Annotated in this window: 19 protein-coding genes; 7 read left to right on the top strand and 12 right to left on the bottom strand. The window is 71.8% G+C overall.

What is annotated here, in order from left to right:
• Positions 1-80 precede the first annotated feature (80 nt).
• Together C8054_RS02825 and C8054_RS02820 are read left to right on the top strand one after the other, a co-directional pair.
• Positions 81-2837: a glycosyltransferase gene (locus tag C8054_RS02825; RefSeq protein ID WP_107155094.1), complete on the top strand. Its 2757-nt coding sequence runs from the start codon at positions 81-83 to the stop codon at positions 2835-2837.
• Positions 2837-4291 carry a radical SAM protein gene (locus C8054_RS02820; protein WP_107155093.1) on the top strand — a complete coding sequence of 485 codons (1455 nt, stop codon included), beginning with the start codon at positions 2837-2839 and terminating at the stop codon, positions 4289-4291. The genes C8054_RS02825 and C8054_RS02820 overlap by 1 nt, the downstream gene beginning before the upstream one ends.
• 4 nt (positions 4292-4295) lie before the next feature.
• Here the strand turns inward: C8054_RS02820 and C8054_RS02815 are convergent, their stop codons facing one another.
• The 10 genes from C8054_RS02815 to C8054_RS02770 are packed head-to-tail and all read right to left on the bottom strand — an operon-like array spanning position 4296 to position 15700.
• Positions 4296-5537, bottom strand: coding sequence for an MFS transporter (locus tag C8054_RS02815; RefSeq protein ID WP_107155092.1), 1242 nt, complete (start codon positions 5535-5537; stop codon positions 4296-4298).
• The gene (locus C8054_RS02810; protein ID WP_107155091.1) at positions 5534-7297 is read right to left on the bottom strand and encodes a carbamoyltransferase C-terminal domain-containing protein; all 1764 of its coding nucleotides are present in this window, start codon (positions 7295-7297) and stop codon (positions 5534-5536) included. The genes C8054_RS02815 and C8054_RS02810 overlap by 4 nt, the downstream gene beginning before the upstream one ends.
• Positions 7298-7334: 37 nt before the next feature.
• Entirely contained in the window at positions 7335-8693 is a 1359-nt protein-coding gene (locus tag C8054_RS02805) for an acetyl-CoA carboxylase biotin carboxylase subunit family protein (protein WP_107155090.1), read from the bottom strand.
• A complete protein-coding gene (locus tag C8054_RS02800) occupies positions 8681-8926 on the bottom strand; it encodes a hypothetical protein (protein WP_107155089.1) in 246 nt (81 codons plus the stop codon). The genes C8054_RS02805 and C8054_RS02800 overlap by 13 nt, the downstream gene beginning before the upstream one ends.
• Positions 8927-8937: 11 nt before the next feature.
• Positions 8938-9864 carry an ornithine carbamoyltransferase gene (locus C8054_RS02795; RefSeq protein WP_107155088.1) on the bottom strand — a complete coding sequence of 309 codons (927 nt, stop codon included), beginning with the start codon at positions 9862-9864 and terminating at the stop codon, positions 8938-8940.
• Complete coding sequence (locus C8054_RS02790) at positions 9861-10919, bottom strand: hypothetical protein (RefSeq protein ID WP_199199503.1); 1059 nt, start codon at positions 10917-10919, stop codon at positions 9861-9863. Before C8054_RS02790 ends, C8054_RS02795 begins: the two co-directional genes overlap by 4 nt.
• The gene (locus C8054_RS02785; RefSeq protein ID WP_158273791.1) at positions 10916-11836 is read right to left on the bottom strand and encodes a diiron oxygenase; all 921 of its coding nucleotides are present in this window, start codon (positions 11834-11836) and stop codon (positions 10916-10918) included. Before C8054_RS02785 ends, C8054_RS02790 begins: the two co-directional genes overlap by 4 nt.
• Positions 11833-12843, bottom strand: coding sequence for a pyridoxal-phosphate dependent enzyme (locus tag C8054_RS02780; RefSeq protein WP_107155086.1), 1011 nt, complete (start codon positions 12841-12843; stop codon positions 11833-11835). The genes C8054_RS02785 and C8054_RS02780 overlap by 4 nt, the downstream gene beginning before the upstream one ends.
• Before the next feature lie 4 nt (positions 12844-12847).
• Positions 12848-14251 (bottom strand): amino acid permease, encoded by a 1404-nt coding sequence (locus C8054_RS02775; RefSeq protein WP_107155085.1) that lies wholly within the window; start codon positions 14249-14251, stop codon positions 12848-12850.
• Between the two features lie 3 nt (positions 14252-14254).
• Complete coding sequence (locus C8054_RS02770) at positions 14255-15700, bottom strand: coproporphyrinogen-III oxidase family protein (RefSeq protein WP_199199502.1); 1446 nt, start codon at positions 15698-15700, stop codon at positions 14255-14257.
• Between the two features lie 471 nt (positions 15701-16171).
• On the opposite strand from C8054_RS02770, the gene C8054_RS02765 reads away from it, so the two are divergent.
• Positions 16172-16663 (top strand): aminoacyl-tRNA deacylase, encoded by a 492-nt coding sequence (locus tag C8054_RS02765; RefSeq protein ID WP_199199501.1) that lies wholly within the window; start codon positions 16172-16174, stop codon positions 16661-16663.
• A gap of 3 nt (positions 16664-16666) precedes the next feature.
• Here C8054_RS02765 and C8054_RS02760 read toward each other — a convergent pair whose 3' ends face one another.
• Positions 16667-17881 (bottom strand): MFS transporter, encoded by a 1215-nt coding sequence (locus C8054_RS02760; protein ID WP_107155083.1) that lies wholly within the window; start codon positions 17879-17881, stop codon positions 16667-16669.
• Entirely contained in the window at positions 17878-18768 is an 891-nt protein-coding gene (locus C8054_RS02755) for a GNAT family N-acetyltransferase (protein ID WP_158273790.1), read from the bottom strand. The genes C8054_RS02760 and C8054_RS02755 overlap by 4 nt, the downstream gene beginning before the upstream one ends.
• Before the next feature lie 568 nt (positions 18769-19336).
• Here C8054_RS02755 and C8054_RS02750 point away from each other — a divergent pair.
• The 4 genes from C8054_RS02750 to C8054_RS02735 are packed head-to-tail and all read left to right on the top strand — an operon-like array spanning position 19337 to position 23687.
• Positions 19337-20353 (top strand): hypothetical protein, encoded by a 1017-nt coding sequence (locus tag C8054_RS02750; RefSeq protein WP_107155081.1) that lies wholly within the window; start codon positions 19337-19339, stop codon positions 20351-20353.
• The gene (locus tag C8054_RS02745; RefSeq protein WP_107155080.1) at positions 20350-20958 is read left to right on the top strand and encodes an aminodeoxychorismate/anthranilate synthase component II; all 609 of its coding nucleotides are present in this window, start codon (positions 20350-20352) and stop codon (positions 20956-20958) included. The genes C8054_RS02750 and C8054_RS02745 overlap by 4 nt, the downstream gene beginning before the upstream one ends.
• A complete protein-coding gene (locus C8054_RS02740) occupies positions 20951-22357 on the top strand; it encodes a coproporphyrinogen-III oxidase family protein (protein ID WP_107155079.1) in 1407 nt (468 codons plus the stop codon). Before C8054_RS02745 ends, C8054_RS02740 begins: the two co-directional genes overlap by 8 nt.
• A 7-nt stretch (positions 22358-22364) precedes the next feature.
• Entirely contained in the window at positions 22365-23687 is a 1323-nt protein-coding gene (locus C8054_RS02735; RefSeq protein WP_107155078.1) for a chorismate-binding protein, read from the top strand.
• The last annotated feature ends 10 nt before the right edge of the window (positions 23688-23697 follow it).

Here is a 23697-nt window from a genome sequence, read left to right as displayed (position 1 = left end):
CGGGTCGTCGTAGGCTCGGCGGAACGCCGCCGCTGCGGGGCGTGATCGCCGTCCGTCCCGTTCGGACAAGGGAGATCCGGATGCACCTGCCTCTCGACGCACCACAGTCGAGCGCGCCGAAGACCGCCGTCCTCTGGGGTGTCTCCTTCGACGGCACGCCGATGTCCGGAGTCGTGGTCGAGTTCGTCAAGCTCGCCGACGTGTTCCGCCAACGCGGCCACCGCGTGCTGCTGGACATCGGGTACGACATCAAGGAGGACAAGAACCGCTTCTTCGAGCCCTACACCGACGAGGCCCGGTGCCTGCCGTCCTGGATCGAGTTGACCCGGGTGGACGGGCTCGCCGACGTCGCCGGCTACGACCCGGCGTTCGTCCGCGACACGCTGCACGCGGTACGCCACGGTGACCCCCTGCCGTCCCGGACCGACGCGGTCAGCGAGGCGATCGCCGACCGGATCGTCGCCACCTGGCGTCGCCACTCGGTGACGGCCGTGCTGGTGGAGAACGGCACGCTGCCGGAGAACGTCGCGTACACCAGGGCGCTGTACCGCGCCATCGAACGGTACGGCCGGGAGACGGGCCTGGGCACCTACGTGCTGTGGCGTGACCACGACCTGATGTGGACCAGTGAGCCGGCCAGCGGGAAGTACGGCGTTCCGCCCTACCCGCACGCGGTGCGCCCGGTCGACTCGCCGCACATCCGCTACCTCGCCCTGCACGAGCAGGCCCGCCGACGCACCCTGGACTGGTCCCCCGGGCTGCGGGACATCCGCGTGCTGCACAACTCGTTCCGGTTCGAGCCGGCCGAGCCGGCCCCGGTCGACCGCCGGTTCCGGGCGCACCACGGGATCCCCGACGACGCGGCAGTGATCGCGCGCTTCACCCGGCTGGTGCCGCAGAAGCGGATCGACCGCGACATCGACCTGCTCGCCCGGCTGATCCGATGGTTCGCCGACCGAGGGGTCGACCGGCCGGTCCACCTGTTCGTCGCCGGCGACCCCACCGAACACCCGGCCACGGCCGCGGCGCTGCGGGCGTACGCCGCACACCGGAAGGTCGCCCACCGGGTGGTCTTCGGTGGCCGGCTGGCGCCCCGGGACGTGCCCCCCGGCCCGGACCGCGGCCACACGGTGGCGGACCTGCTCGCGGAGGCCGACCTGACGTCGTTCCTGACCTCGTACGACTACGAGAGCTACGGCAACCCGATCGGTGAGTCGATCGCCTCCGGCGTGCCCTACCTGACCACCCGCTACCAGATGTACGACGCCGTGTACGGCAGCAAGGGGCTGCACGCGCCGGTGCTCGACGTGACGGCCACCGATGAGGCGCCGATCACCGACGCCTTCGTCGCCGAGGTCGCCGAGCTGCTCACCAATCCGGTCCTGCACCGCCGGGTGGCGGCGTTCAACCACACCCGCGGCAAGCGCTACTTCGCCGCCAACCGGGCCGCGGAGCTGGTGGACGAGTTGCTCGGCGCCGCGCCGGCGCCCGCCCGCCGGCCCGGGCCGGCGGCCCCCGAGGTGTACGGCCGGGCCGGGCGGGCCGCCGTGCCCGCCCTGACGGCGGAAACCCGGATGACGGTCGTCCTGCCGGTGCTCAACGAGGCGGCCAACCTCGCCGCGGTGCTCGGATCGCTGGCCGGCCAACGCGGGCCCGACGGCCCCCTCGACCGGGCGCTGTTCGACGTGCTGCTGGTCGACAACAACTCGACCGACGACACCGTGGCCCGGGCCCGCCGACTGGCCGCCGCCCATCCGGGGTTGCGCGTACACGTCATCGGAGAGTCCGCGCAGGGCGTGTCGTGCGCCCGGAAGGCCGGCATGGACCTCGCCGCCGAGCGGGCCCGCCGACGCGACGCGGCCGACACCGGCCTGCCCCCGTTCTACCTCGTCTCGGCGGACGCCGACTGCCGCGTCGACAGGTACTGGTTGTCGGCGCTGCTGACGGCGATGGACGGCGGCAAGGCCGCGATCGGGGTCTGCGACTACCACTACGACCCGGAGCACTTCACCGACCGGCCGTTGCTCTGGGACGCGATCGACCGGACGCTGCGGTGCCGGGCGGTGACGTTCGGCCTGTTCGGCGGCTTCCCCGACGGCAAGGGATTCGCGGTGGAACGGCAGGCCTACCAGCGGGTGGGCGGCATCGAACTGTCCTACCAGGTCAAGGACGGCCGGTTCGTCAACCACCTCTCCGACGACTGGGACTTCGGCATCCTGGTCCGGGCCAGCGGCGACGACATCACCTACGTGCCCCGGTCCCGGGTGGAGATCAACCCTCGCCGGGTCGACCACGCGATCGACGAGGTGATCGCCGGGCGGGCGTACGGCGCCGGCGGCATCATCACCATGCGCGACATCCGCCCGGACGCCGCCCACTCGCCGGTCGTCGACCTCACCGAGGACGAGGCGGTCCAGGCGTGGGAGTTCTCGATCAAGGACTTCGTGCCGAAGAACATGATCCTTCCGGTGCTGCTGACCCCGGCCCTGCTCCACGAACGCGCGGTGATCGAGTTCTTCACGCCCGCGCTGGCGGACCGGCTGGCGCGACGCATCGCCGAGATCAGGGCCGAGAGCCGGCTGATCGACTTCGTCCCCATCCACTCCTACAAGTCCCCCAGCTTCCGGCTCTACTTCGAGTTCGCCGAGGAGTTGTTCGCCCGGCTCCGCGCCACGGTCGGTCCGGACATCGGATATCCGCCGCCGCTGCCGGACTGCCTCCAGGAGATCCGGGAGGAGGGCGATCCGGGGCGGTTCCGCGACTTCGTCCGCCACTACTGCGAGGACCGCGAATCCGGCGCGGCACACGACTACTTCGGCAACGGAGGGGTGTTCTGATGAGCGACGCCTACCAGGACGCGCTGGCCTCGCTGTCCCGTCTCGACCCCGACCATCCGCGGCCCGCCGTCGTGGACGTGCTCGCCGCGCCGGAGAACCGCCGGCTGCTCGAGTACGTCGCCCTCGACCCGTTCGGGTCGCACGTCTTCCCCGGCGACATCCCGGACGCCCCCGTGGACTCCTTCCTCGACGACCTGAACGCGCAACTGGCGAACACCCGCCCCATCCACCTGTGGTCCTACATCCCGACGTGCAGCTATCGGTGCCGGTTCTGCCAGTACCCGGTGGTGCTGGTGAAGGGCGACCCGACGGTCACCCGGGCCAAGGTGGACCGGTGGGTCGACCTCAACATCCGGGAGGCCCAGCTCTGGCTCGACCGGGTGCCGAACCTCCGCGACGCGCCGATCGGCGAGTTCAACGTCTTCGGCGGCACCCCGTCCCTGATGTCGCTCGACGCGGTGGCCCGGCTGCTCGACTTCTACCGCGCCAACTTCGCCTTCGCCCCGGACACCGCCATCCGGTTCGAGGGCGACCCGACCACCTTCACCGAGCCGCTGTTGGAGTTCCTGCTGGAGCAGGGCTGCCGCAAGCTGTCCTGCGGGGTGCAGTCGTTCGACGACCCGGTGCTGCGGCTGTCCGGGCGGGAGCACGAGGCCGTCGAGTGCCGGGCCTTCCTGGCGAACACCCGCCGGCTCGGCTTCGACTGGGTGACCGTCGACCTGATGTACGGACTGCTCGACCAGACCGTCGACAGCGTGCGGCGTGACCTCGACACCGTCCGGGAGTACGAGGTGCCCGGCCTGGTCTGCACCAAGCTGCACCTGCGCTCGTACGCCGACACCCGCACCGGTGTCGCCGGTGACCGGCCCGCCGCCTGGCAGTTCGCCGGCTACCGGGACCGGCTCGCCGCCGCCGGCCACCACTGGCCCACGCTCGGCGAGCAGTACCAGATGCGCGACGTGCTGGCCGGTGGGTTGACCGCGGCGGGCTACCGGGAGCACCCGACCATGTACTTCCACCGGGCCGGGCACGCCCCGGAGACGTGGAAGGCCATCATGGTGGACCAGGACCGGCAGGACGCCGAGGTCGCCATCGGCCTGGGCGGCAGCTCCAGTTGCCGGCGCTCGGAGGCGATGACCGAGGTCAACGAGCGGCGTTACGTCGAGGCGGTGGAGGCCGGTGTGCTGCCGCTGGCCTCGGCCACCCGGTTCGGGCCACTGGCCAGCGAGTCCCGGTCGATCAAGATGGCCCTGTCGACGCTGCAACCGCTGCGGGACGACCTGCACCGGGACCGGTTCGCGGGCCGGTCCCTGTTCGACGAGCCGTGGGGCAGCGCCTTCGCCGCCCTGGAGCGCCGCGGCCTGCTCACCACGGACCACGACGCCGGCTCCGTCACGCTGACGTCCACCGGCGAGGTCCTGGTGGAAGCCGTCATGCACACCGAGTTCGGGTGACGCCTCACTGATCCGCGCCCCGACGGCGGAGCCCGACGTGCGACTGGACCAGGTACGTCACGCCGGCCAGGAGGGAGAGCACGCCGGAGAGGACCACGGCCCCCCGGTAGCGGCCGGCGGACATCAGGGTCCCGTAGGCGAGGGAGGCCGCGGCGCTGCCGGCGAAGATGCCCATCCGCTGCACCCCGTTGACGAACGCGCGGGTGCCCTGCGCGGCCCGACTGTTGGCGAGGTTGTCGAGGACCGGCATCTGGGCGTAGTGCGCCCCCTGGCGCAGCAGGTACCAGAGCACGAAGAAGCCGGCCGTGCCGGCGGTGGCGCTCAGGATCTGCAGGAACAGGGCCGCGATCATGGCGAAGCCGGCCACCCGGAGGGCGCCGCCGCGCTTCATCAGCGGGAACAGGACGAAGATGCCCAGGACGCTGGCCAGGCGGTCCGCGACCAGGAGCCACCCCAGCGACTCGGTGGCCAGGTGCAGATAGTTGACGGCCACCAGGTTGATGAAGCGGATGGCGAGGACACCGGCCCCACCGACGAGGACGGCGAGGACGAACAGGCCGGCGAGGTGACCGGCGTTGGCGCGCAGGGCCGGCAGCACCGGAGGGCGGGGCGCGCCGGGCACGACGGCCGGCCCGGCGTCGCGGCGCCACATCGCGATGCGGGCCACTCCGATCAGCACCGCCAGGACGGCAGAACACAGCAGGTCGAAGCGGTACCAGCCGGCGGTCTCCGCGCCGACGCGGGCGAGCAGCACGCCGGCCACGTTGCCGACCGCGGAGGCGGTCAGGAAGGCGACGAAGCCGGTGCGGAACAGCGCGAAGCGTTCCTGCTCGTCATGGATGGCCGAGGCGAGCACGGCGTTGACGCTGACCAGCATCAGGGCCGAGCAGACGCTGTTGAGGCCGAACAGCAGCAGGTGGGCGGAGAGGCTGTCGACGAACGGGATCGCCAGCATCGTGCCGGCGAAACCGAAGCTGCTGAGCAGCATCATCGGTTCCAGACCGAGCCGGTCGGTGAAGGCGCTCAGCGGCAGCACGATCACCGCCATCACGGTGAAGCCGACCGAGAAGACCTGCCCCGCGCCGGCCGGCGGGATGCCCACCTGCCCCAGGAACAGGGCGTAGTACATGTCGAACAGACTGGTCGCCAGGCCGAAGAAGACCTGGCTGAGCACGAAGCCGGTGCGGACCCGCCGCAGGTGGTGCTCGCGGCGGGTCACGGAACCGGTGTCCGGAAGCAGAGTCACCGAGCAGAGTCTCCCGTCAGCGGGGTGCGCGCCGGATGCGACGCGCCGAGCTCCCGCCCGGCCTTGGACACCAGGATGCCGTCGAGGTAGAGGTGGTCGAGTTCGGTGCGCACGAAGGTGCAGAGCGCGTGCAGCGGTGTCTCGACGATCGGCTCCCCGGCGTCGTTGTACGACGTGTTCAGCACGATCGGCACCCCGGTCAGCTCGTGGAAGGCGGAGATCACCCCGTGGTAGGCCGGATTGTCGTGCGCCGAGACCGTCTGCAGGCGGGCGGTGCCGTCGACGTGCGTGATGCTGGGGACGCTCTCCCGGCGGGCCGCGACGACCTGCGGGACGAGCAGCATGAAGTTGCTGTCGCCGGTGAAGTCGAACCACTCCCCCGCGTGCTCGGCGAGCGCGGACGGGGCGTACGGGCGGAACGGCTCCCGGTGCTTGACCACGTTGTTCAGGTAGTCGCGCATCGCGGGGTGCCGGGGGTCCGCCAGCATGCTGCGGTTGCCCAGCGCGCGCGGGCCGATCTCGGAACCGCCGGAGAACCACCCGACGACCCGGTGCGCGGCGAGCAGCTCGGCGACGTCCCGGGGGCCGGCCTCCCGCGAGGTCAGCTCGACCCCGGTGTGGTCGGCGACCCGGCGCACCGCGTCCAGCACCTCGTCCCGGGAGTACGACCGGCCGAACGACGCCGTCCGCATCACCGAGGGACGCCGGTTGCCGAGCAGCTCGACGCTGCCGTAGAGGGCCGCGCCGATCGCGACGCCCGAGTCGCCGGCCGCCGGCGGGATGAAGAGGTCACGGAACGGCGACTCGGTGCGGACCCGCTCGTTGGCGACCGAGTTGAGCATGACCCCGCCGGCCATGCAGAGGTTGGCCGAGCCGGTCAGCTCGTGCGCCACGCCGGCGAGGTGCAGCATCGCCCGCTCCAGCTCGGCCTGCACGTGGTGGGCGACGTCCTCCGCGAACGGCGACTGCCAGCGCAGCGGGTCGGCCGGGTCGTAGTCGGCGCCCTCCTCGGCGAGCAGCCGTTGCCAGATGTCCTCGAGATCCTTCTGGGCGGAGCGGATGTCGAACCCGTCCAACGTCAGCCAGTCACCCCAGTCGGGACGCGGCCGACCGTAGGGCGCCAGCCCCATGGTCTTGCCCGCCTCGGGATAGCCACCGCAGCCGAACACCCCGAAGTCGGGGGTGCCGTACCGGGTGACGAAGCCCAGCCGGACGGTGAAGAAGTCGTAGAACAGGCCGAGGCTCAGGTCGGAGTAGTCGGCCGGGTAACGGCAGGCGGTCACCGGCGTCAACCGGTCGCCGTCGCCCCGGAAGAGGGTGTGCTTCTCGATGGTGCCGTCCGGGAACCGGGCGCCGGCCTGGTCCACGACGAGCACGGCCGCCTCGTCGTACCCGGACGGGTGGTAGGCGACGGCGGCGTGGGCGCGGTGGTGGCCGGGCAGCGGCAGCGCGCGGACCTTGCTCTTGTCCTTGATGGGCAGCTCGCGCAGGATGCGGTGGACGGCGCCGTCGCCGAGGGGTCGGTTACCGACCACGAGGTCCACGTCGTCGATCCCGGCACCGACCGCGTCGAGGCAGTAGGCGATCGCTTTCATCGGCAGGGTCTTGGTGAGGCGTTCGAAGTGGCCCTGCACGAGGAAGCCCTCGGAGTGCTTGATGCGGTCCAGGCGCTCCTCCTCGACGGCGACGGCGATCTCGCCGTCGCGAACCAGGCAGGCGGAGCGGTCGTGGCTGAGGTTCAGACCGAGCACGAGAGACATCGGACTCCATTTCCTGTGTCGGAGCGGTGCGGGCTGGTCAGGGCGTCGTACGGCAGCGGTCCATCGCCTCGGCGAGGCCGTCGAGGATGCGGACCGCGTCGTCGCGCAGCGTCAGCGGGTCGGTGGTCCGCAGGAAGAGCAGGCCGGCATAGCCCAGCACGCCGGTGTTCGGGTGGTAGCGGGGCATCGGACTGCCCGGCTCCTGGGACTGGCCGCGCACCAGCTCGACGCTGGTGGCGGGCGACACGAGCGACGACCAGTCGACCCGGTCGGGGTCGAACGGCGGCAGGACGGGCCAGGGCTTGCCCGCCGAGTCGGACGCGATGACCGAGAGGGACGCGGCGGCGCAGGTGGCGTCCGAGGGCAGGAGCAACCGCCCCGGCAGCTCGGGCCGGTCGCCGAGCGCGGCGGCGTGCTGGAGGGCGACGAGGTCGACGCCGTAGACCTCGAGCAGTTCCCGGGTGACCGCCGCGCCGCCGGCGCGGGCCGCCGACTCCAGCAACCGCACCGTGCCGTCGGCCATCAGTTTGAACTCGGTGTGGGTGGCGCAGGTGTCCAGGTCCAGCGCGTCGACGGCGCGGCGGGCGACGTCCGCGATGCGCTGTTGCAACTCCGGCGCCAGCACGCACGGCGCCTGGTTGCTCAGCTCCACGTACACCGGGATCGTGGGCAGCCGCGCGGTGATCGCCAGGGGGTGGTAGGTGCCGCCGGTCACCAGCCCTTCGACGCTGAGGTAGTCGCCGAAGCCGGGCTCGGTGTACCAGCCGTCGGTGCTCGACTCGATGACCTCCTCGGCCAGGAACCGGGGTCCGCTGGAACTGCCGTGCTCGTACATGCCCGATCTCCTCGCGGCGTCGACGGCCGCCGCGAGTTCCCGCCACACCGGTTCGACGTCGTCGCCCGGCTCGATCGTGGCCTGCCCGATCGAGCCGGCGCCCAGCACCGACTTGACGATCACCGGGCCGGTCAGCTCGGCGCAGGCCGCGGTCAGGTCGTCGAGCGAGTCGACCGGGCGGAACGCCGGGTTCGGCACCCCGGCCGCTTCCCAGGCCCGGCGCATGAGCAGCTTGTTGCGGGAGGTCGCCGCGCCCGGACCGGGCCCGGGCAGGCCGAGCCGCCGGCAGGCCGCCGCGGTGGGCACCACGCAGTACTCGGAGAAGGTGAGCACGGCGTCGGCGCGGACGGCCGTGGCGTGCGCGACGATCTCGTCGGCCAGCGGGGCGTCCGGCCGGGCGTGGTGGAGCCGGCGGCACAGCCGGAACAGGAGTTCGCGTTGCCAGGGCTGGGGCTCGCCGACCAGCAGCACGTCGACGATGGACCGGCTGGTCAGCCTCGGCAGCAGGTACTCCAACGCCGGGCCGCCCTTGCCGTACACCAGCAGGGTCACTGGTTGCATGCGTCATCGCTCCTGTTCGCGGGGGCCGACCGGGAGAAGCCGGTCGGCGTCTGCCAGAGATGGGTACGCAGGGACGTCCGCATGGCCCGCAGCTGCCCGTCGATGGTGTGCAGGTCCTCGCGGCTGGGGCGCCGCGGCGCCGGCCCGAGCAGGGGCAGCAGCACCTCCACCGCTTCCAGCAGGCACAGCACCGCGTCCCGCTCGGCGGTCACCGGCCCGGCGTGCACCGCCACCGTCAGGCGGCTCAGGTGCCCCAGCAGGTCTGCAGGACCGCCGTCGCGCTGTCCAGTTTCATCCGGGCCTGCTGCCACACCAGGCTCCGCGGCGACTCGAGGACGGCGGCGGACACCTCCTCCCCCCGGTGTGCCGGCAGGTCGTGCAGGAACACCGCCTGCGGCCAGCGGCTCAGGAAGGCCTCGTCGACGTGGAAGGGCCGGAAGGTCTGGCGCCACAGCGGGTCCTCCTTGACGGTTCCGGTGGTCTGCCACCGTGTGGTGTACACGCAGTCGGCGACGTCCGGCAGGTCGTCTCGTTCGTGGGTCTGGCGCACCCGGGCGCCGGTCACGGCGTCCGCCGCCGCCGCGGCCAGGGTCGCGGCGTCGAGGCCGTAGCCCGGCGGGGTGTGGAGGGTCAGCTCGGCGCCCGGGATCCGGGCCAGCGCGTACGCCAGCGCGGAGGCGGTGTTGTTGCCCTCGCCGACGTACACCACCCGGATGCCGTCCAGCGGGCCGAGGTGCCGTCGCAACGTGGCCAGGTCGCACACCGCCTGGGTGGGGTGCTCCTCCCGGGCCATCGCGTTGATCAGCGGCAGGTCTCCGACGTCGCGCATCCGGGCCAGCTCGGCGACGCTGCGGGTGCTGCGGATCACCACCCCGTCGAGCATCAGCCCGAGGATCCGCGCGGTGTCCTCGGCGGACTCGCCGGTGTTTGTCTGCAGGCTCTCCGGCCCGTAGGGCAGCACCCGCGCGCCGAGTCGGAGCGCCGCCACGCTGAACGCGGTGCGGGTCCGGGTCGAGGTGCGTTCGAAGAGCGTCGCCACCACCGCGCCGGTCAGGCTCGGCGGCACCGCGGCCGGGTCGTCGGCGACCCGAACGGCGGCGTCGACCAGGTCGGTGAGCTGCGCGGCGGTGAGGTCACGCAGGGAGATCAGGCTGCCCCGACGGCCGGTCATCCGAGGTCCACCGTCGACCCGAGACCGGCGCGGACGGCGTGGCGACGCACCGCCTCGATCAGGGCGACGTCGAGCACGCCCATCCCGAAGGGGTTCACCACGGTGAAGGAATCCGTGCTGACGAGCCGGTGCCGGCCGGTGACCAGACCGCCGATGGTGCCGTCGATCGGCCGGCCGGTGGCCGAACCGGGGCGGGTGACCCGATCCTGCGCCATCAGCGCGCCGAGCGGGCGCCGGGGGTTCTCCGCGACCAGGTCGACGTCGTCGACGTAGAGGGCGCCGGCGGCGAGCAGCGCCTCGGCGGTCAGGTCGGCCAGCGACACGTTGACCACCAGGGCGCCGGCGGGTATCCACGCCGGTGGCAGGTAGCCCGCGTCGGCCGTGGTGGTGGCGATCGTCACCTGGCTGGCCGCGACCGCGGTGGCCGCCTCGGCGGTGACGCGTACGTCCAGCTCGGGGCGGAGCCGGCGCAGGCGTTCCGCGAGGCCGTGGGCGGAGGCGCCGACGCGGTCGTGGAGGGTGACCCGGGACAGTCGCGGGAGGGTCTCGAGGAGCAGGGCCGCGTGGGTGCCGCCCTGCGCACCGCAGCCGAGCACGGTCAGGCTCTCCGCGTCCGCGTGTCCGGTGAGCTCCACGGCGAGGGCGGAGACGGCAGCGGTGCGGACGGCGCTGACGATCCCGACCTCCACGACGGCCATTATCCGGGCGGTCTCCGGGTCGAAGCAGAGTCCCACGCCGCCGGCGCGTTCCAGTCCGGCCTCCGGATTGGAGACACTGGCGTTGATGATCTTCATGCCGTAGGCGCCCGGCACCGCGCCGGGCATCCCGATGGACCGGGTGTACGCGCCGCGGCTGTTGTCCCAGCGCAGGTACGCCTCGCCGGGCAGTACGCACCGTCCCGCGTCGTGGTCGGCGAGGGTAAGCCTCACCAGCGCCACCACGTCCAGCGCGTCGAGGCAGCGCAGGACGTCCGCGCGCGACAGCACGGCGACACTGCCCGGCCCGCGGAGCCCGGGCAGCCCGGCCGTGAACCAGCGGTCGACGGAGGTGGTCACAGGAGTCCCTCCTCGTGGAAGGCGTCGAGCCCCTCGGGGAGGTCGAGGACCCCGCAGGAGCGGAACAGTCGGACGGACTGGACGGCCTGGTCGCGCGTGGTCCGACGCACCGACTCCGGTGGGTAGACGTCGCGGACCACGTCCTCGACCTGCGTGGGGGTGAGCCCGGCGGCGGCGAGGTTGGCCCGGGCGGGCCGCAGGTCCGGCCGCAGGCTGTGGCCGATCAGCCGGGGCAGACAGCGCGCGGTCTCCCGGCGGGCGGCCGGGTCGAGCCCGGACCACACCTCGCGGAACAGGTGCGAGAAGAAGACATGGTGCCGCCCCTCGTCCCGGGCGTGGTCGCGGACCGTCTCGCGGACCAGCCCGACCAGGTCCGGGTCGTTCGGCAGCTCCGCCAGCAGCGTCGTCACCAGCGTCTCGAAGACGACGACCTGGAGCAGTTGCGGCAGCGTCCCACGGTGCGGCATCGCGCCGGAGGAGATGTCGTCGAGGCGGGTCAGGAACGGGGTGAAGTCGTACGGCAGCGCCTCGACCCGGCTCGCGGACTCCAACTGCCGCACCACGTCGAACGAGTAGAGCGCGTGGTACGCCTCGTCGCAGTAGATCTTGAACGCGTCGAGCCGTACGTCCCGGCGCAACGGCGCGTCCACCCGGCCGTTCGCGAGCATCTCCGCGGCCCGGTTGACCACCCTCGTCTCGAAGTGGGCGGTGAACGCGAAGTAGTGGTAGGCGTGCCGGGCCACCAGCGCGGTCCGGGCCTCGTCGGCCAGGCCGGCCACCAGCTCGTGGTCGAGGTAGGGGATCAACCTGGCCGGGAAGAGCACCCGGCCGCCGTCCATCTCGTCGGCCAGCACCCGGCGCGGATCCACCCGCACGCCCGCCCGGTCGAACCAGTCCCGCAGCGGATCGGCGTTCACGCGGTGCTCCATTCCACCGGACCGCGGACGACAGCCGGCGGGTCCGTCCGGAACCCGTGCGCCGCCCGCCAGTGCGGGGAGTACACCGTGTCCAGGTAGTTGCCGGCGCCGTCGGCGCAGACGCAGACGACGTCGGTCAGCCGGTCCCGCTCGATCAGCCGCAGGGCCGCCGCGACCAGCGCGCCCGAGCTGGCGCCCACCCCGATGCCGGTCTGCTCCAACAACCAGACGCAGGCGGCGACCGCCTCGGCGGGACCGATCCGTTCGACCGGTCCGTCGGCCGCCGAGACGAAGCCGGAGCACCTGCTGGAGCCGATCCCGGACAACAGTCGCGGACCGTCGGTGTGGCCCACCGCGTGCGAGCCCGGCACGTCGACCCCGACGACCGTCCACTTCGTGGCGCGGGCGGCGTAGCTGCGCAGGCCGGACAGCGTGCCGCCGGTGGAGACGGCGGCCAGGACGACGGTGTCGGCGGGAACCTGCCGGGCCAGCTCCGGCGCGGTGCCCCACTCGTGCGCGGCCGGGTTGGCGGGATTCTCGTACTGGTTGGTCCAACACAGGGTGGGCCGCTCGGCGAGCATCCGGTCGACCATCGCGAGGCGGCTGAGCAGGTAGCCGCCCCGACCGTCCTCGTCGGTGGCCACCACCACCGAGGCGCCGAAGCGCCGCATCTCGCGTACCGCGTAGGCCGGGGTACGCGGGTCCACGACCGCCGTGAACGGCACGTGCGCGGCGGACGACAGCGCGGCCAGGGCCACCCCGAGGTTGCCCGACGTGGACTCGATGATGCCGGTGACCGGGTCGACCTGGCCGGCCACGGAACCGAACAGGGCGACGGCGGTGCGGTCCTTGATCGATCCGCACGGGTTGAACGACTCGAGTTTGAGCCGCAGCGTCCCCTCCCGGCCGCCGGCCGCAACCGGCACGGAGACCACGGGGGTGTCGCCCACCAGGAGCGGGATCAGTCCGGGCGGTGGGGTCGGGACGGCGAGGTCGGGACCGGTCATCGGGTCACCGTGCCCCGACCGGCTCGGGCGCGTCCGGGTCCGGCGTCCCGGCCGCCCGACGGCGCCGGGCGTGGACCGCGTACGCCACCAGAACCCCCACCAGCAGCGGCACCCCGCTGAGCATCGGCAGGCCGAACGTGTCGCTGAACGCCATGGACACGAGCACCGCGGCCAGCACGACCATGGCCAGCACCACGGCCACTGTCAGTCCGCGGTCCGCCGGACGTTCCGCGCGCCGGTAGGCGAGGTAGGTGGCGAGGATGAGGATCCAGGTCAGCAGCGCACCCGACAGCGAGAACCCGATCAGCGCCAGGAACGCCCGCTCGGGGGCGACCGCCGCGAGCAGGGCCGCCAGCAGCAGCCCGGCCCCGGAGACCAGCAGCGCGGGCAGCGGCACCCCGCGCCTGTCGACCCGGCCGAACAGCCGTGGCGCCTGGCCGCTGCCGGCCAGTCCGTGCAGCGTCCGGCTGGCGACGTAGACGTTGGTGTTCATGGCGGACAGCGCCGCGGTCAGCACCACCGCGTTCATCACGTGCACCGCGGCCGGGACCCCGGCGATGTCGAACAGTCGGACGAACGGGCTGGCGTCCACCGAACCACCGGCCGCCGCCTCGTTCCAGGGCACGAGCGAGACGACGACCGCGGTGCCGAGGACGTAGAACAGCAGCAGCCGCAGCACCACACCGCGGGTCGCGGCGACCAGGTCCCGGCCGCCGGCGCGCGCCTCGCCGGCGGCCACGGCGAGCGCCTCGGTGCCCATGTAGCTGAAGGTCACCAGCACCATGGCGAGCCAGATGCCGCCCACGCCGTGCGGGGCGAACCCGCCGTGGTCGGTCCAGGCCGACAGGCCGGTCGCCGACCGGCCGCCGAGACCGACGAAGATGGCGACGGCCCCCAGGCCGACGAAGACCACGATCGTGATCACCTTGATCATCGCGAGCCAGTACTCGAACTCGCCGAACACGCCGACGGTGAACGAGTTGACCACCAGCACCAGCGTCGCGAAGAGCACCGCGGGCACCCACAGCGGCAGCCCCGGCCACCACAGCTTCAGGTAGATGCCGACCGCCAGCGCCTCGCTGCCGATGTTGACGACCCCGGCGATCCAGTACCACCAGCGCTGCGCGAACGCGGGGCCCGGGCCCAGGTAGCGCTCGGCCATGCCGCCGAACCCGCCCGCGTCGGGATGTGCGGCGATCATGCGGGTGAGCGCGTACGCGAGGGTCACCGCGACGGCGCCCCCGATCGCGTAGGCGACGGTGACCGCCGGGCCGGCGGTCGAGATCGCCTGACCCGAGCCGAGGAAGAGGCCGGTGCCGATCGCGCCGCCGAGGCCGATCATCCTCAACTGACGCCCGGAGAGCTCCCGCCGCAACGACGCGCCACCGGAGGTCGACTGTGCGGTCATGGCCTAGTGCTCGACAGTCGGCAGCAGGGGGCGACGGCCGGCGGAGGCCACGCCGGCGCCGACCGGGTCACGTTCCAGCGGCGAGAAGTCGTACCTGTCGAGCGGATCCCGCTTCAGGTCGACGATCCGCGAGTTGGCGTCCTGGATCCGGGCCAGGACCTGCGGGCTCACCAGACGCAACGCGATGCTGTCGGCGACCGGTACGCCCCTGTCGGTCAGGCGGATGGCGTCGTCGTCGATCCGGATCAGACCGTGCTCCCGGTACGGCGCCAGCTCGGCGGCGAAGTGCTCGGCGGGGTCGACGCCGTAGCGGCTGCGGAAGTCGTCGCGCCCGACGCCGCGCGAGCGCAGGTTGAACATGACCGCCCGGCGCATCCGCTCGTCGGTCGACAGGTGCACGCCGTGCCAGACCGAGGGGCGCCCCGCCTCGACCCGCTGCATGTAGCCGTCCATGGTGCAGTCGTTGTAGTACTGCGTGTTCCCGACATAGCCGAACCCGGAGACGCCGAACGGCAGCAGGTTGGCGTCCTCGATGGAGTCGTACTTGTTCTCCTGCTGGCGGGAGTGGGTGGCCGCCTTCGAGTAGTAGAAGAGCGGACCGCGCCGGAAGCCGAGCCGCCGGGTCAACGCCTCGGTCATGAAGTGCATGAGCAGCCGCTGCCGCAGGTCGGGGAAGATCCCCGGCTCGTTGCGGTAGTGCGCCGAGATCGGGTCGGCCTGCTTGAACATCAGCGGGAAGATGTTGAACTTGTCGACGCCGTACCCGATCAGGCTGGTCAGCGTGGTGTACCAGTTCTCCTCGGTCTGGTACGGCAGCCCGAAGATCAGGTCGACCGAGTGGTTGTCCAGGCCCCGCTCGTGCAGCAGGTCGAGCAGCCGGTAGACGTGGGACGCCTCATGCCCACGGTTGAGCTTGCGCAGCACCCGATCGTCCATGGACTGCACGCCGAAGACCCACCGGTTCACCCCGGCGTCGCGCAGCGCGTCGAGCCGGTCGGTGTAGTCGGGGGCGTCGATGACCGACGGGTGCAGCTCGAAGGTGATCTCGGCGGTGTCCGGGACGTCGATGTGCTGCCGCAACCGGGCGAAGAGCGCCGTGATCTGTGCGGCGGACAGGTAGGACGGGGTGCCGCCGCCGAAGTAGACCGTCTCCGCGGTGACCCGGTGCGGGAGCATGCCGGTCACGATCTCGAGCTCACGGTGCAGCGCGGCGAGGTACCGGGTCACCCGGGGCGAGTCCGGCCGGATCTCCTTGGCGAAATGGCAGAACGTGCAGCGCTGTTCGCAGAACGGCAGGTGCAGGTAGATGTTCGCGTTCCGGGTCAGGCCGGTGAAGGTTTCGGCCGGGGTGATCTCCCCCATCGCCTTCAGAGGTGGGTACGTGCCGACCAGATAATAGTTTTCGATCGGTTGCAGAATGCCGATTTCGGCGAGCTGTTCGATCGGCATCGCGGCCAGGCTGCGCTGAGCTTCCGCGCGGATTTCCGAAAAGGTCGGAAAGGATTGCGACATGGGTAAGCCTCCTCTTGTCCCGGACGGGCGGAACGGCATGTGTGGCGGCTTCGGTCATGCGGTGGCCGCCACCGCGATGTGGTGGCCGTACCTGCGAAAAAGCAGGAAAAGCGGTCGCCGCGGCGACCGCGCGGGGCGACGTCAACAGGTTGACAGATAGCTCAGGTCTGCCGAATGGCGTGGCTCATGCGCGAGAACCCCCGTGTCAGCGCTGCGTCGAGTTGCCGCGAAGACCTCGCGGCTCACTCTGGTGGCCGGGAAATAGTTAACCCCCATCCCTCGGCTGGTGTCAACGGAACTTCCATGATCCTTCGTCGGCATTGCCTCGGGCCACTGACACTTCCCCATCGAACATACAAGTCGGACATTGTCCGGACGCTCTTGCACCGGACCGGTAGTGTCGGCGACATGACAGATTCCCGCGATGCGGTACCGACGCCGATGCGCATTCTCGACCGGGCCGGGGTCACCTATGCGGTGGCCACGCATCGGGCCATCCGCACCCGCGACGACGTGGCGACGTTGCGCGACTTCCCGGTGGCCCGGTCGGTGAAGACCCTGGCCTTCCAGGGCCCACCGGACACCGTGGTGCTGGCGGTGCTGCCCGGGCCGGCCCGGCTCGACTACCGAGGGCTCGCGGAGGCCGTCGGCACCTCACGGTCGCGGCTGCGCCCCGCCGACCCGGCCGTGCTCGACGCGCTCGACATGGAGCCGGGCGGCGCCAGTCCGCTCACCGACGTCGACGGTGTGATCACCGTCTTCGACCTCGCGGTCGCGGACATGGGCCCCGTCTACTGCGGCAGCGGCCGCAACGACCGCACCCTCCAGGTCGACGGTCGCGACCTGCTCCGGCTCGCCCGCAACCCCCGGGAGGCGCCCATCAGCCGCGCCGCGGACTGACGCTCACCCGGGCCGGGCGAGGGCCGTCCGCCGGGCCATCGCGCCGCGCAGCGCGAAGGCCGCGGCAGCCGCCGCAAGGCCGGCCACGGCGCAGGCCACCCAGAGCGTCGTCGGCCCGGCCGCCGCCAGCACCGTGGTGCCGGTGAGTGGCCCGACCAGGCTGGAAGCGCCGTACGCCATGCCGAACAGACCGCTGTAGCGCCCCTCCGACCCCGGCGGGGCGAGCTCGGTCACCAGGGTCGGCCCGACCGTGGCCACGCCGATCTCCCCGATCGTCCAGATCAGCACCGCAACCGCGTAGCCGGGCACGGTCCGCGCGGCGGCCAGCAGCCCGAAGCCCAGCCCGGTGACAGCCAGGCTGCCGGCGTAGACGGTCGGCCGCGGCCAGTCGGCCAGCCGTCCGGCGAGCAGCGGCTGGAGCACCAGGATCACGATCGGGTTCACCGCGATGACCAGCCCGTACGCCGTGGGCGGCAGCCCCTGGTCGAGCATGGTCAGCGGCATCGTCACGTACGCCTGCACGAGCAGCACCGCGAACACCAGGAAGGTGCCGGTCACCGCCCACAACAGGGCGTCGGAGCCCGGGCTCGCCGGGCCGCCCCGACCGACGTCGGGGGCCGGCCGCCGCCGGTCGGGCGGCAGGAGTCGCGCCGCGACCAGCGCGAAGATCACGCAGCTCGCGGCGTCGACGGCGAACAGCAGCACGAAGCCGCGCGCCGCCATCAGGCCGCCGGCCAGCCCGGCCACCGCGCTGCCCAGGTTGACCGCCCAGAAGATCAGACCGAAGGCGCGCGCCCGGTGTTCGCCGGGGACCGTGACGACGACGAGCGCGGCGAGCGCCGGCCGGTAGAGGTCCACGGTGAGGCCGTAGAGCACCACGGCACCGACCAGCACGGGCAGGGTGCCGGCCCAGGGGATCAGCATCGCCGTCACCGCGGTGGCCAGCAGGCCGGCGACGAGTGTGCGCCGCCCGCCCCAGCGGTCCGCCAGCCAACCACCGAGCGGCTGGGACACCACGGCCCCGGCGCCGAAGCTCGCCAGCACCAGGCCGACCGTGCCGGGCGACAGACGCCACTGACCCGACAGGTACAGCGCGAGGAACGGTTGGATCAGGTAGCCGAGCCGGTTCACCAGGCTGCCCGCCCAGAGCACCCAGAAGGCACGCGGCAGCCGGCGCCGCCCGGTGGCGGAGCTGTTCTCCTCGACCAGGTCCGTCATCGCCGGACGGTCACCCGGTCACCGCCGGTGGACTCGAGTTCGCCGATCACCCGGTCGAAGAAGTCGCGCAGCTTGGCGCGCATCGGCGCGAACCCGGCCGGATCGGCGCCGGACACCCCGCGGATGTGGTTGGCCAGCAGGTGGTAGGTGTTCGCGCCGACGTCGAGCTTCTTGACCTCGTTGCCACGGCCGAGGCTGAAGACGCCGATGCCCTGGCCCTCGCCCCACCGGAAGATCTCGTAGAACGCCGCGCGGTAGACGTTCTGACCGGACGTCACCAGGGCGGGGTCGATGCCCTGGGCGAGGATGGTCAGCTCGGTGCCGGTCGGGTCGAGAAAGCAGAGCACGGCCTGGACGGTCGCGCCGTCGGCCCGCGACTGCCGCAGGAAGAGCCGCATGCGGTCGCGCAGCGGCGAGTCCAGGACCAGTTCGAGCGCGGTGGACGACAGGTGGTTGAAGCGGTGTCCGTACTTCGCCAGGTTGAGCGCGTGCAGCCGGTCGAAGTCCTTGAGCGCCGCGGGGTCGGCCGCCGCCCCGGCGCCGTCGAGGACGCGGTGGTCGTACTCGGCGGTCGCGCGGCGCACCAGTCGGCGCAGGTCCCGGTAGCGGGAGTTGCCCAGTTGGGCCCGCAGGTCGTCGTCGACGCCGGCGCGCACCCGGTACTGGGCCTCCATGAACCAGGGCAGCTCGAGGAAGCCGTCGCGGGCCAGCGCCGTGGTGTCGTCGGTGGTACGGATCTGCGGGTAGAGCAACCAGTCCGCGCCGGCCTGCCGGGCGCGGTCCCGATCGGTCCTGCGCCGTTCGTCGCCGGGCACCGGGATGTGCATCTCGTAGAAGTGTCCGGCCGGCACGAAAGCCGTGCCGCGATTGACGTCGTCGTCCTGCATTCCAACATCGGCGGTGATGGCCCACCAGTGGATTATCTTGTGCAGCGGCACCGCCGGCTCGGCAACGCCGTACATTCTGCAGAACATTTCCTGGAAAGCCGACCCGGCCGTTTCCCACATGATCAGAGAACCCTTTCTCCGTACACTTTCCACGGAGCCCCCGCCGCGCGCTCCGCGCCCATGATGTCAAACCACCCGCCGACCCGCGCACCCGCACGATGGGTGTTTCATCCGGCTATGCGGCTTTTTAGCTTACCGGTTGGGGTTTGCCGATCACGCTGGCGAACCTTCCTGAGCCCCGACTTCGAGCGTGCTGAACTGGCGAAACCGCTATTGCATAGATCAACGACTAACTGCTTCCCGACTGTCGGGTGGACGCCGCTGCCCTCGCGTGTCAGGATGGGCGAGCCGTCGCGGCGTTGACCGGAGTGGGACACGACGACGTTCCCCACGGTTTCGCAGAGCCAGATTACTCGTTCTGGCGGCCAGCCCTGCCGCCGAACGCGACAGTCACCACGGGGAGGGCGTCATCGTCATTCGACGTGTCCGCGGAATCCGGTACGACGAGGTGCAGGCCTACCAGCCGGCGGCCCGGGATGTCATCACGCAGGCCGAGGTCGACGCCGCCGTCGCACACATCACGAGGGAGCCGGGCGCCGAGTGCCTGCGGGTCGTGGTCTTCGGCGCCGCCGAGCTGGCGCCCGAGGGCGAACGGTCGCTGCGGGCCCTGACCGCCGGCCCCCAGTACCCGGCCACCGGCCGGCCCGGCATCGAGGTCACCGCGATCGTCCCGCTGCCCGGCGCGGAGGTGGAGGTCGTCACGCTCGACGCCGGCACCCGCCTGGTCCGCACCCACGAGGACGGGGCCGAGGTCCGACGGCTGGTGCACGTCGCCGCGCCCGGTCGCGACGGGTCCACGTTCGAGCAGGCGCTGGCGGCGTTGCGCGGGCTGGAGGCGGTGCTGTCGCGGGCCGGCATGGCTCCCGACCACATCGACCGGACCTGGTATTTCCTCGCCGACATCGAGGAGACCTACGGCGACCTGAACAAGGCCCGGGACGCCACGTTCGACAGGTGGAAACTCACCACCTACCCGGCGAGCACCGGCATCGGCGCCGGCCTGCCCCCCGGCCAGGCGGTGGCCGTGATGGCCGAGGCGGTCGCGCGGGACGGCGTGGCCGCGGCGACGCCGTTCGGCACCGACCTGCAGTGCGCGCCCTACGACTACGGTCCCCGCTTCGTACGCGCCAACCGGTCGCGTCGCAACGGTTGCCAGGTGGTGCACATCTCCGGGATCTCCAGCATCGACAAGCAGGGCGTCTCCCTGCCGCAGCACGACGTACGGGCCGCCGTGGACTACGCGATGGCCAGCTTCACCGACCTGCTGGCCGGCGCCGACCTGTCCCCCGAGGACCTGGTGAGCTGCTACGTCTACTGCAAGGACGCGGAGGCGCGCAGCGCCTTCGAGGCGCACTGCTCGGACGCCGGCCTCACTCTGCCGCACCTGTCGAACACCGTGGACGTCTGCCGTCCGGAACTGCGCTTCGAGATCGAGGGCCGGGCCGTGCGGCGGGAACCGGCATGAGCCCTCGCGTCGTCGTGCTGGACAACTTCGACTCGTTCACCCACAACCTGGTGCAGTACCTGGCGGTCGCCGGCGCGCGACCGACGGTCCTGCGCAACACCGCGGAGCTCACCGAGATCGCCGCGCGGCGCCCCACCCATCTGGTGCTGTCGCCCGGTCCGGGCTCCGTCGAGAATCCCGGTTCCTACGGCGTCTGTCTCGCCGCCCTCGCCCACTACACCGGTCGGATCCCGGTGCTGGGCGTCTGTCTCGGGCACCAGGCCATCGGCCGGTTCTACGGGGCGCGCACCACGCGACTCGGGGCCGTGCGGCACGGCCAGGTGTCAACGATCCGGCTGCGCCGAACCAGCCGGCTCTTCGCCGGGGTGCCCAGCGGCTTCCCCGCCATGCGCTACCACAGCCTGGCGATCGCCCCGGCCACCCTGCCGGCCGACCTGAGGCTTGTCGCCAGCGCCGACGACGACGAGTGCGTGATGGCCGTCGAGCACGCCAGGCAGCCGGTGTACGGCGTCCAGTTCCATCCGGAGTCGATCGGCACGCCGGCCGGGCAACTGATCATCGAGAACTTCCTGTCCGTGACAGGTTCGAGGAGCGACAGTGGCTGAGGAATTCATCTTCGATCTGACAGACGCCGGCCGGTCGGAGGTCGTCGACCAGCTCATCGAGGCCGCCGAACACATCCCGGGGCTGGTGTTCACCTATCCGCCGATCTCCCTCTGGGAGCCGCGGGACGCCACCGTCTCGGACCCGGACACGCTCTGGGCCGGCAGCGACACGTTCTCGCACAACCTCTACATCCACATTCCGTTCTGCCGCCAGAAGTGCAGCTTCTGCTACTACAGCGTGGCGGTCGTGCAGAACGACACCCAGGTCATCTGGGACTACCTGCACTGCCTCGAGAAGGAGGCGCTGCAGTACCTGCCGATGATGCGGACCAAGAAGATCGAGACGGTGTTCATCGGGGGCGGCACGCCCAGCCGGCTCAACCCCGAGCAGATCGACTTCCTCTTCGAGCGGGTCATCCGACGTTTCGACCTGTCCGAGTGCCGGGAGATCACCTACGAGTGCTCGCCGGACTCGGCCACCGAGGACCGCATCGCGACCATGGCGGCCAACGGGACCAACCGGCTCTCCATGGGGGTGCAGTCGCTCGACCCGGAGATCCTGCGCAAGTCCCGCCGCGCCGACACCCCGTCCAGTGTGGTGCGCACCTATTACCACATGGCCGACAGCGGGGTGCCCAACGTCAACATCGACCTCATCGCCGGCATCGAGCGCGAGGCGTTCGACAACATGCAGCGGACCATGGACGCCGTCACCGCGCTGGAGCCGATGCCCACCCAGATCACCCTCTTCACGCTCTCGGTGCGCAAGGGCGCGATCAACGACACCACGCTGCGCGAGGAGGATCACGCCAAGCTCTTCCGGCGCAGTCTCGCCCTGTTCCGGTACGCCAAGCGCCGGATGACGGCGAACGGCTACTGGCAGTACTCCCGCAACCTCTTCCCGCGCGACAACTGGATCTTCCACTACCAGGACAACCACTGGGGCAACAACGGCTACGTCCTCGGGCTCGGCGCCAGCTCGTACAGCCACTCGCACGGCTACACGTACGGCAACGCGTTCACCTTCCGCGAGTACATGCGCCGGATCCAGGCGGGCGGGTCGGCGGTGGAGAAGGCCTTCCCGCTCTCGGAGGACGAGTCGTTGCGCCGGCACCTGGTGCTGGCGATGAAGCACCGCGAGCTGGACGTCGCGCGGTTCAACTCGTTCTATCCGGCAGGCTCCGAGCCGCTTCGGCAGTTCCGGCCGGTCTTCGACGCGCTCGCCGCGCTGGGCATCGTCACGGTGGAGGACGGGCGGATCGCGTACACGGAGGACTACGCCGACCTCAGCGACCGCTACACCCGGTTGTTCTACTCCAGCGGCGTCAGCGAGGCGGTCCGGCGCGGCGTCGGGCAGCTCACCGGCGCCGGCAGCAACGCCTTCAACTTCACGCTCTAGGCCGCCGATGTCGGCGCCCACGTCCACCGCCACCACCGTCCGCGTCTCCTTCGCCGGCGACCCGCACGATCTCGTCGGGCCGCTGACGGAGCGGTTCGGATCGCTGTTCTGCTACCGCCTGCCCGGACGGGAGCGGCGCACCCTGTTCGCGTCGCTGTCGGACGTGTGGCGGGTCACGGCCGACGGGATCGAGCGGGACGGTGAACGCTTCGACGGCGACGTCGCCGCCCTGCTCGACCACCTGCTGGCCGAGGCGAGGCGCGGCCCGGGCCCCGACGTCGCGTTCGCGCTCTCCTACGACCTGTCGCTGCGGCTGCGGGCCGAGGCCGGCATCCCGGGCGGTCCGCCACCGGCCACGCCCCCCGGGCGGCTGCTCGGCTTCGCCGGGCCGCTGCGGCGCGCGGTGGTCCACGACCCGGCCACCGGCACCCTGAGCTGCGCCGCGGAGGACCGGGCGGACGTGGTGGCGGCCTGCGCCCGGGCCACCGCCGGGACCGTGCCGCCGCTCACCGCGCCGCTGACCGAGGTCGTCGTCGACATCGACCCGGTCCGGTACGCGGGGCAGCTCGCCCGGGCCCGCGACCACCTGCTGGCCGGCGACGTCTACCAGGTCGTGCTCTCGGTGCCGGTCCGGGTACGCCCCCGCACCTCGCTGCCGCGCTACTACGCCGACGTGGCCGCCCGGTACGCGACGGCCGACTACTCCTACTGGTTCGACCTGGCCGGGACCCGGGTGTTCGGCAACTGCTCCCTGCCGCACGTGCTGGCGCGGGACGGCCGGGTGAGCAGCCGGGTCTTCGCCGGCACCCAGCCGGCCGCGCGGACCGACCGGGAGCGCCAGGACCGGGGCGCGCTGCTGCGCGGCGACCCGAAGTACTTCGCCGAGCACATCATGCTCGTCGACCTCGAACGCAACGACCTCGGCTCGTACTGCGAACCCGGCAGCGTGGTGGTCGACCGGTTGTGCGAACCGTTGGTGATCGGACCCACCACGTATCTGGCCAGCGACGTCTCCGGCCGGTACGACCCGGCGCGCGGGCTCGGCCGGGTCCTGCTGGCCAGTTTCCCGCGCGGGGTGGTGGTCGGCGCGCCCAAGCTGCGCGCCCAGGAGGTGCTGGCCGAGATCGAGGGCGAGCCGCGCGGGTTCTTCGCCGGCGCGGTGGGGCTCTACGACGCGGCCGGCGACGCGTTGACCTCCAACACGATCGTCACCTGCGCCGAGCAGGACGGGCCGGACGTCCTGCTGCGCTGCGGCGGCGGCGTGGTGGCCGGCTCGGAGGTCGCGCAGGAGCTGGCGGAGTTGGAACTCAAGCTGCGGTATCTGCGATAGCGGGGTGGGT

The sequence above is a fragment of the Micromonospora sp. RP3T genome, assembly GCF_003027925.1.
GTDB lineage: Bacteria > Actinomycetota > Actinomycetes > Mycobacteriales > Micromonosporaceae > Micromonospora.
This window is presented reverse-complemented; position numbering and strand designations above follow the sequence as displayed.

What these genes read in the sequence shown, in the direction of transcription:
- C8054_RS02770 (WP_199199502.1), bottom strand. Translation starts at nt 15,700, where the DNA reads ATGCCGATCGAACAGCTCGCCGAAATCGGCATTCTGCAACCGATCGAA.
- C8054_RS02775 (WP_107155085.1), bottom strand. Translation starts at nt 14,251, where the DNA reads ATGACCGCACAGTCGACCTCCGGTGGCGCGTCGTTGCGGCGGGAGCTC.
- C8054_RS02765 (WP_199199501.1), top strand. Translation starts at nt 16,172, where the DNA reads ATGACAGATTCCCGCGATGCGGTACCGACGCCGATGCGCATTCTCGAC.
- C8054_RS02760 (WP_107155083.1), bottom strand. Translation starts at nt 17,881, where the DNA reads ATGACGGACCTGGTCGAGGAGAACAGCTCCGCCACCGGGCGGCGCCGG.
- C8054_RS02780 (WP_107155086.1), bottom strand. Translation starts at nt 12,843, where the DNA reads ATGACCGGTCCCGACCTCGCCGTCCCGACCCCACCGCCCGGACTGATC.
- C8054_RS02795 (WP_107155088.1), bottom strand. Translation starts at nt 9,864, where the DNA reads ATGACCGGCCGTCGGGGCAGCCTGATCTCCCTGCGTGACCTCACCGCC.
- C8054_RS02745 (WP_107155080.1), top strand. Translation starts at nt 20,350, where the DNA reads ATGAGCCCTCGCGTCGTCGTGCTGGACAACTTCGACTCGTTCACCCAC.
- C8054_RS02810 (WP_107155091.1), bottom strand. Translation starts at nt 7,297, where the DNA reads ATGTCTCTCGTGCTCGGTCTGAACCTCAGCCACGACCGCTCCGCCTGC.
- C8054_RS02820 (WP_107155093.1), top strand. Translation starts at nt 2,837, where the DNA reads ATGAGCGACGCCTACCAGGACGCGCTGGCCTCGCTGTCCCGTCTCGAC.
- C8054_RS02805 (WP_107155090.1), bottom strand. Translation starts at nt 8,693, where the DNA reads ATGCAACCAGTGACCCTGCTGGTGTACGGCAAGGGCGGCCCGGCGTTG.
- C8054_RS02755 (WP_158273790.1), bottom strand. Translation starts at nt 18,768, where the DNA reads ATGCAGGACGACGACGTCAATCGCGGCACGGCTTTCGTGCCGGCCGGA.
- C8054_RS02735 (WP_107155078.1), top strand. Translation starts at nt 22,365, where the DNA reads ATGTCGGCGCCCACGTCCACCGCCACCACCGTCCGCGTCTCCTTCGCC.
- C8054_RS02825 (WP_107155094.1), top strand. Translation starts at nt 81, where the DNA reads ATGCACCTGCCTCTCGACGCACCACAGTCGAGCGCGCCGAAGACCGCC.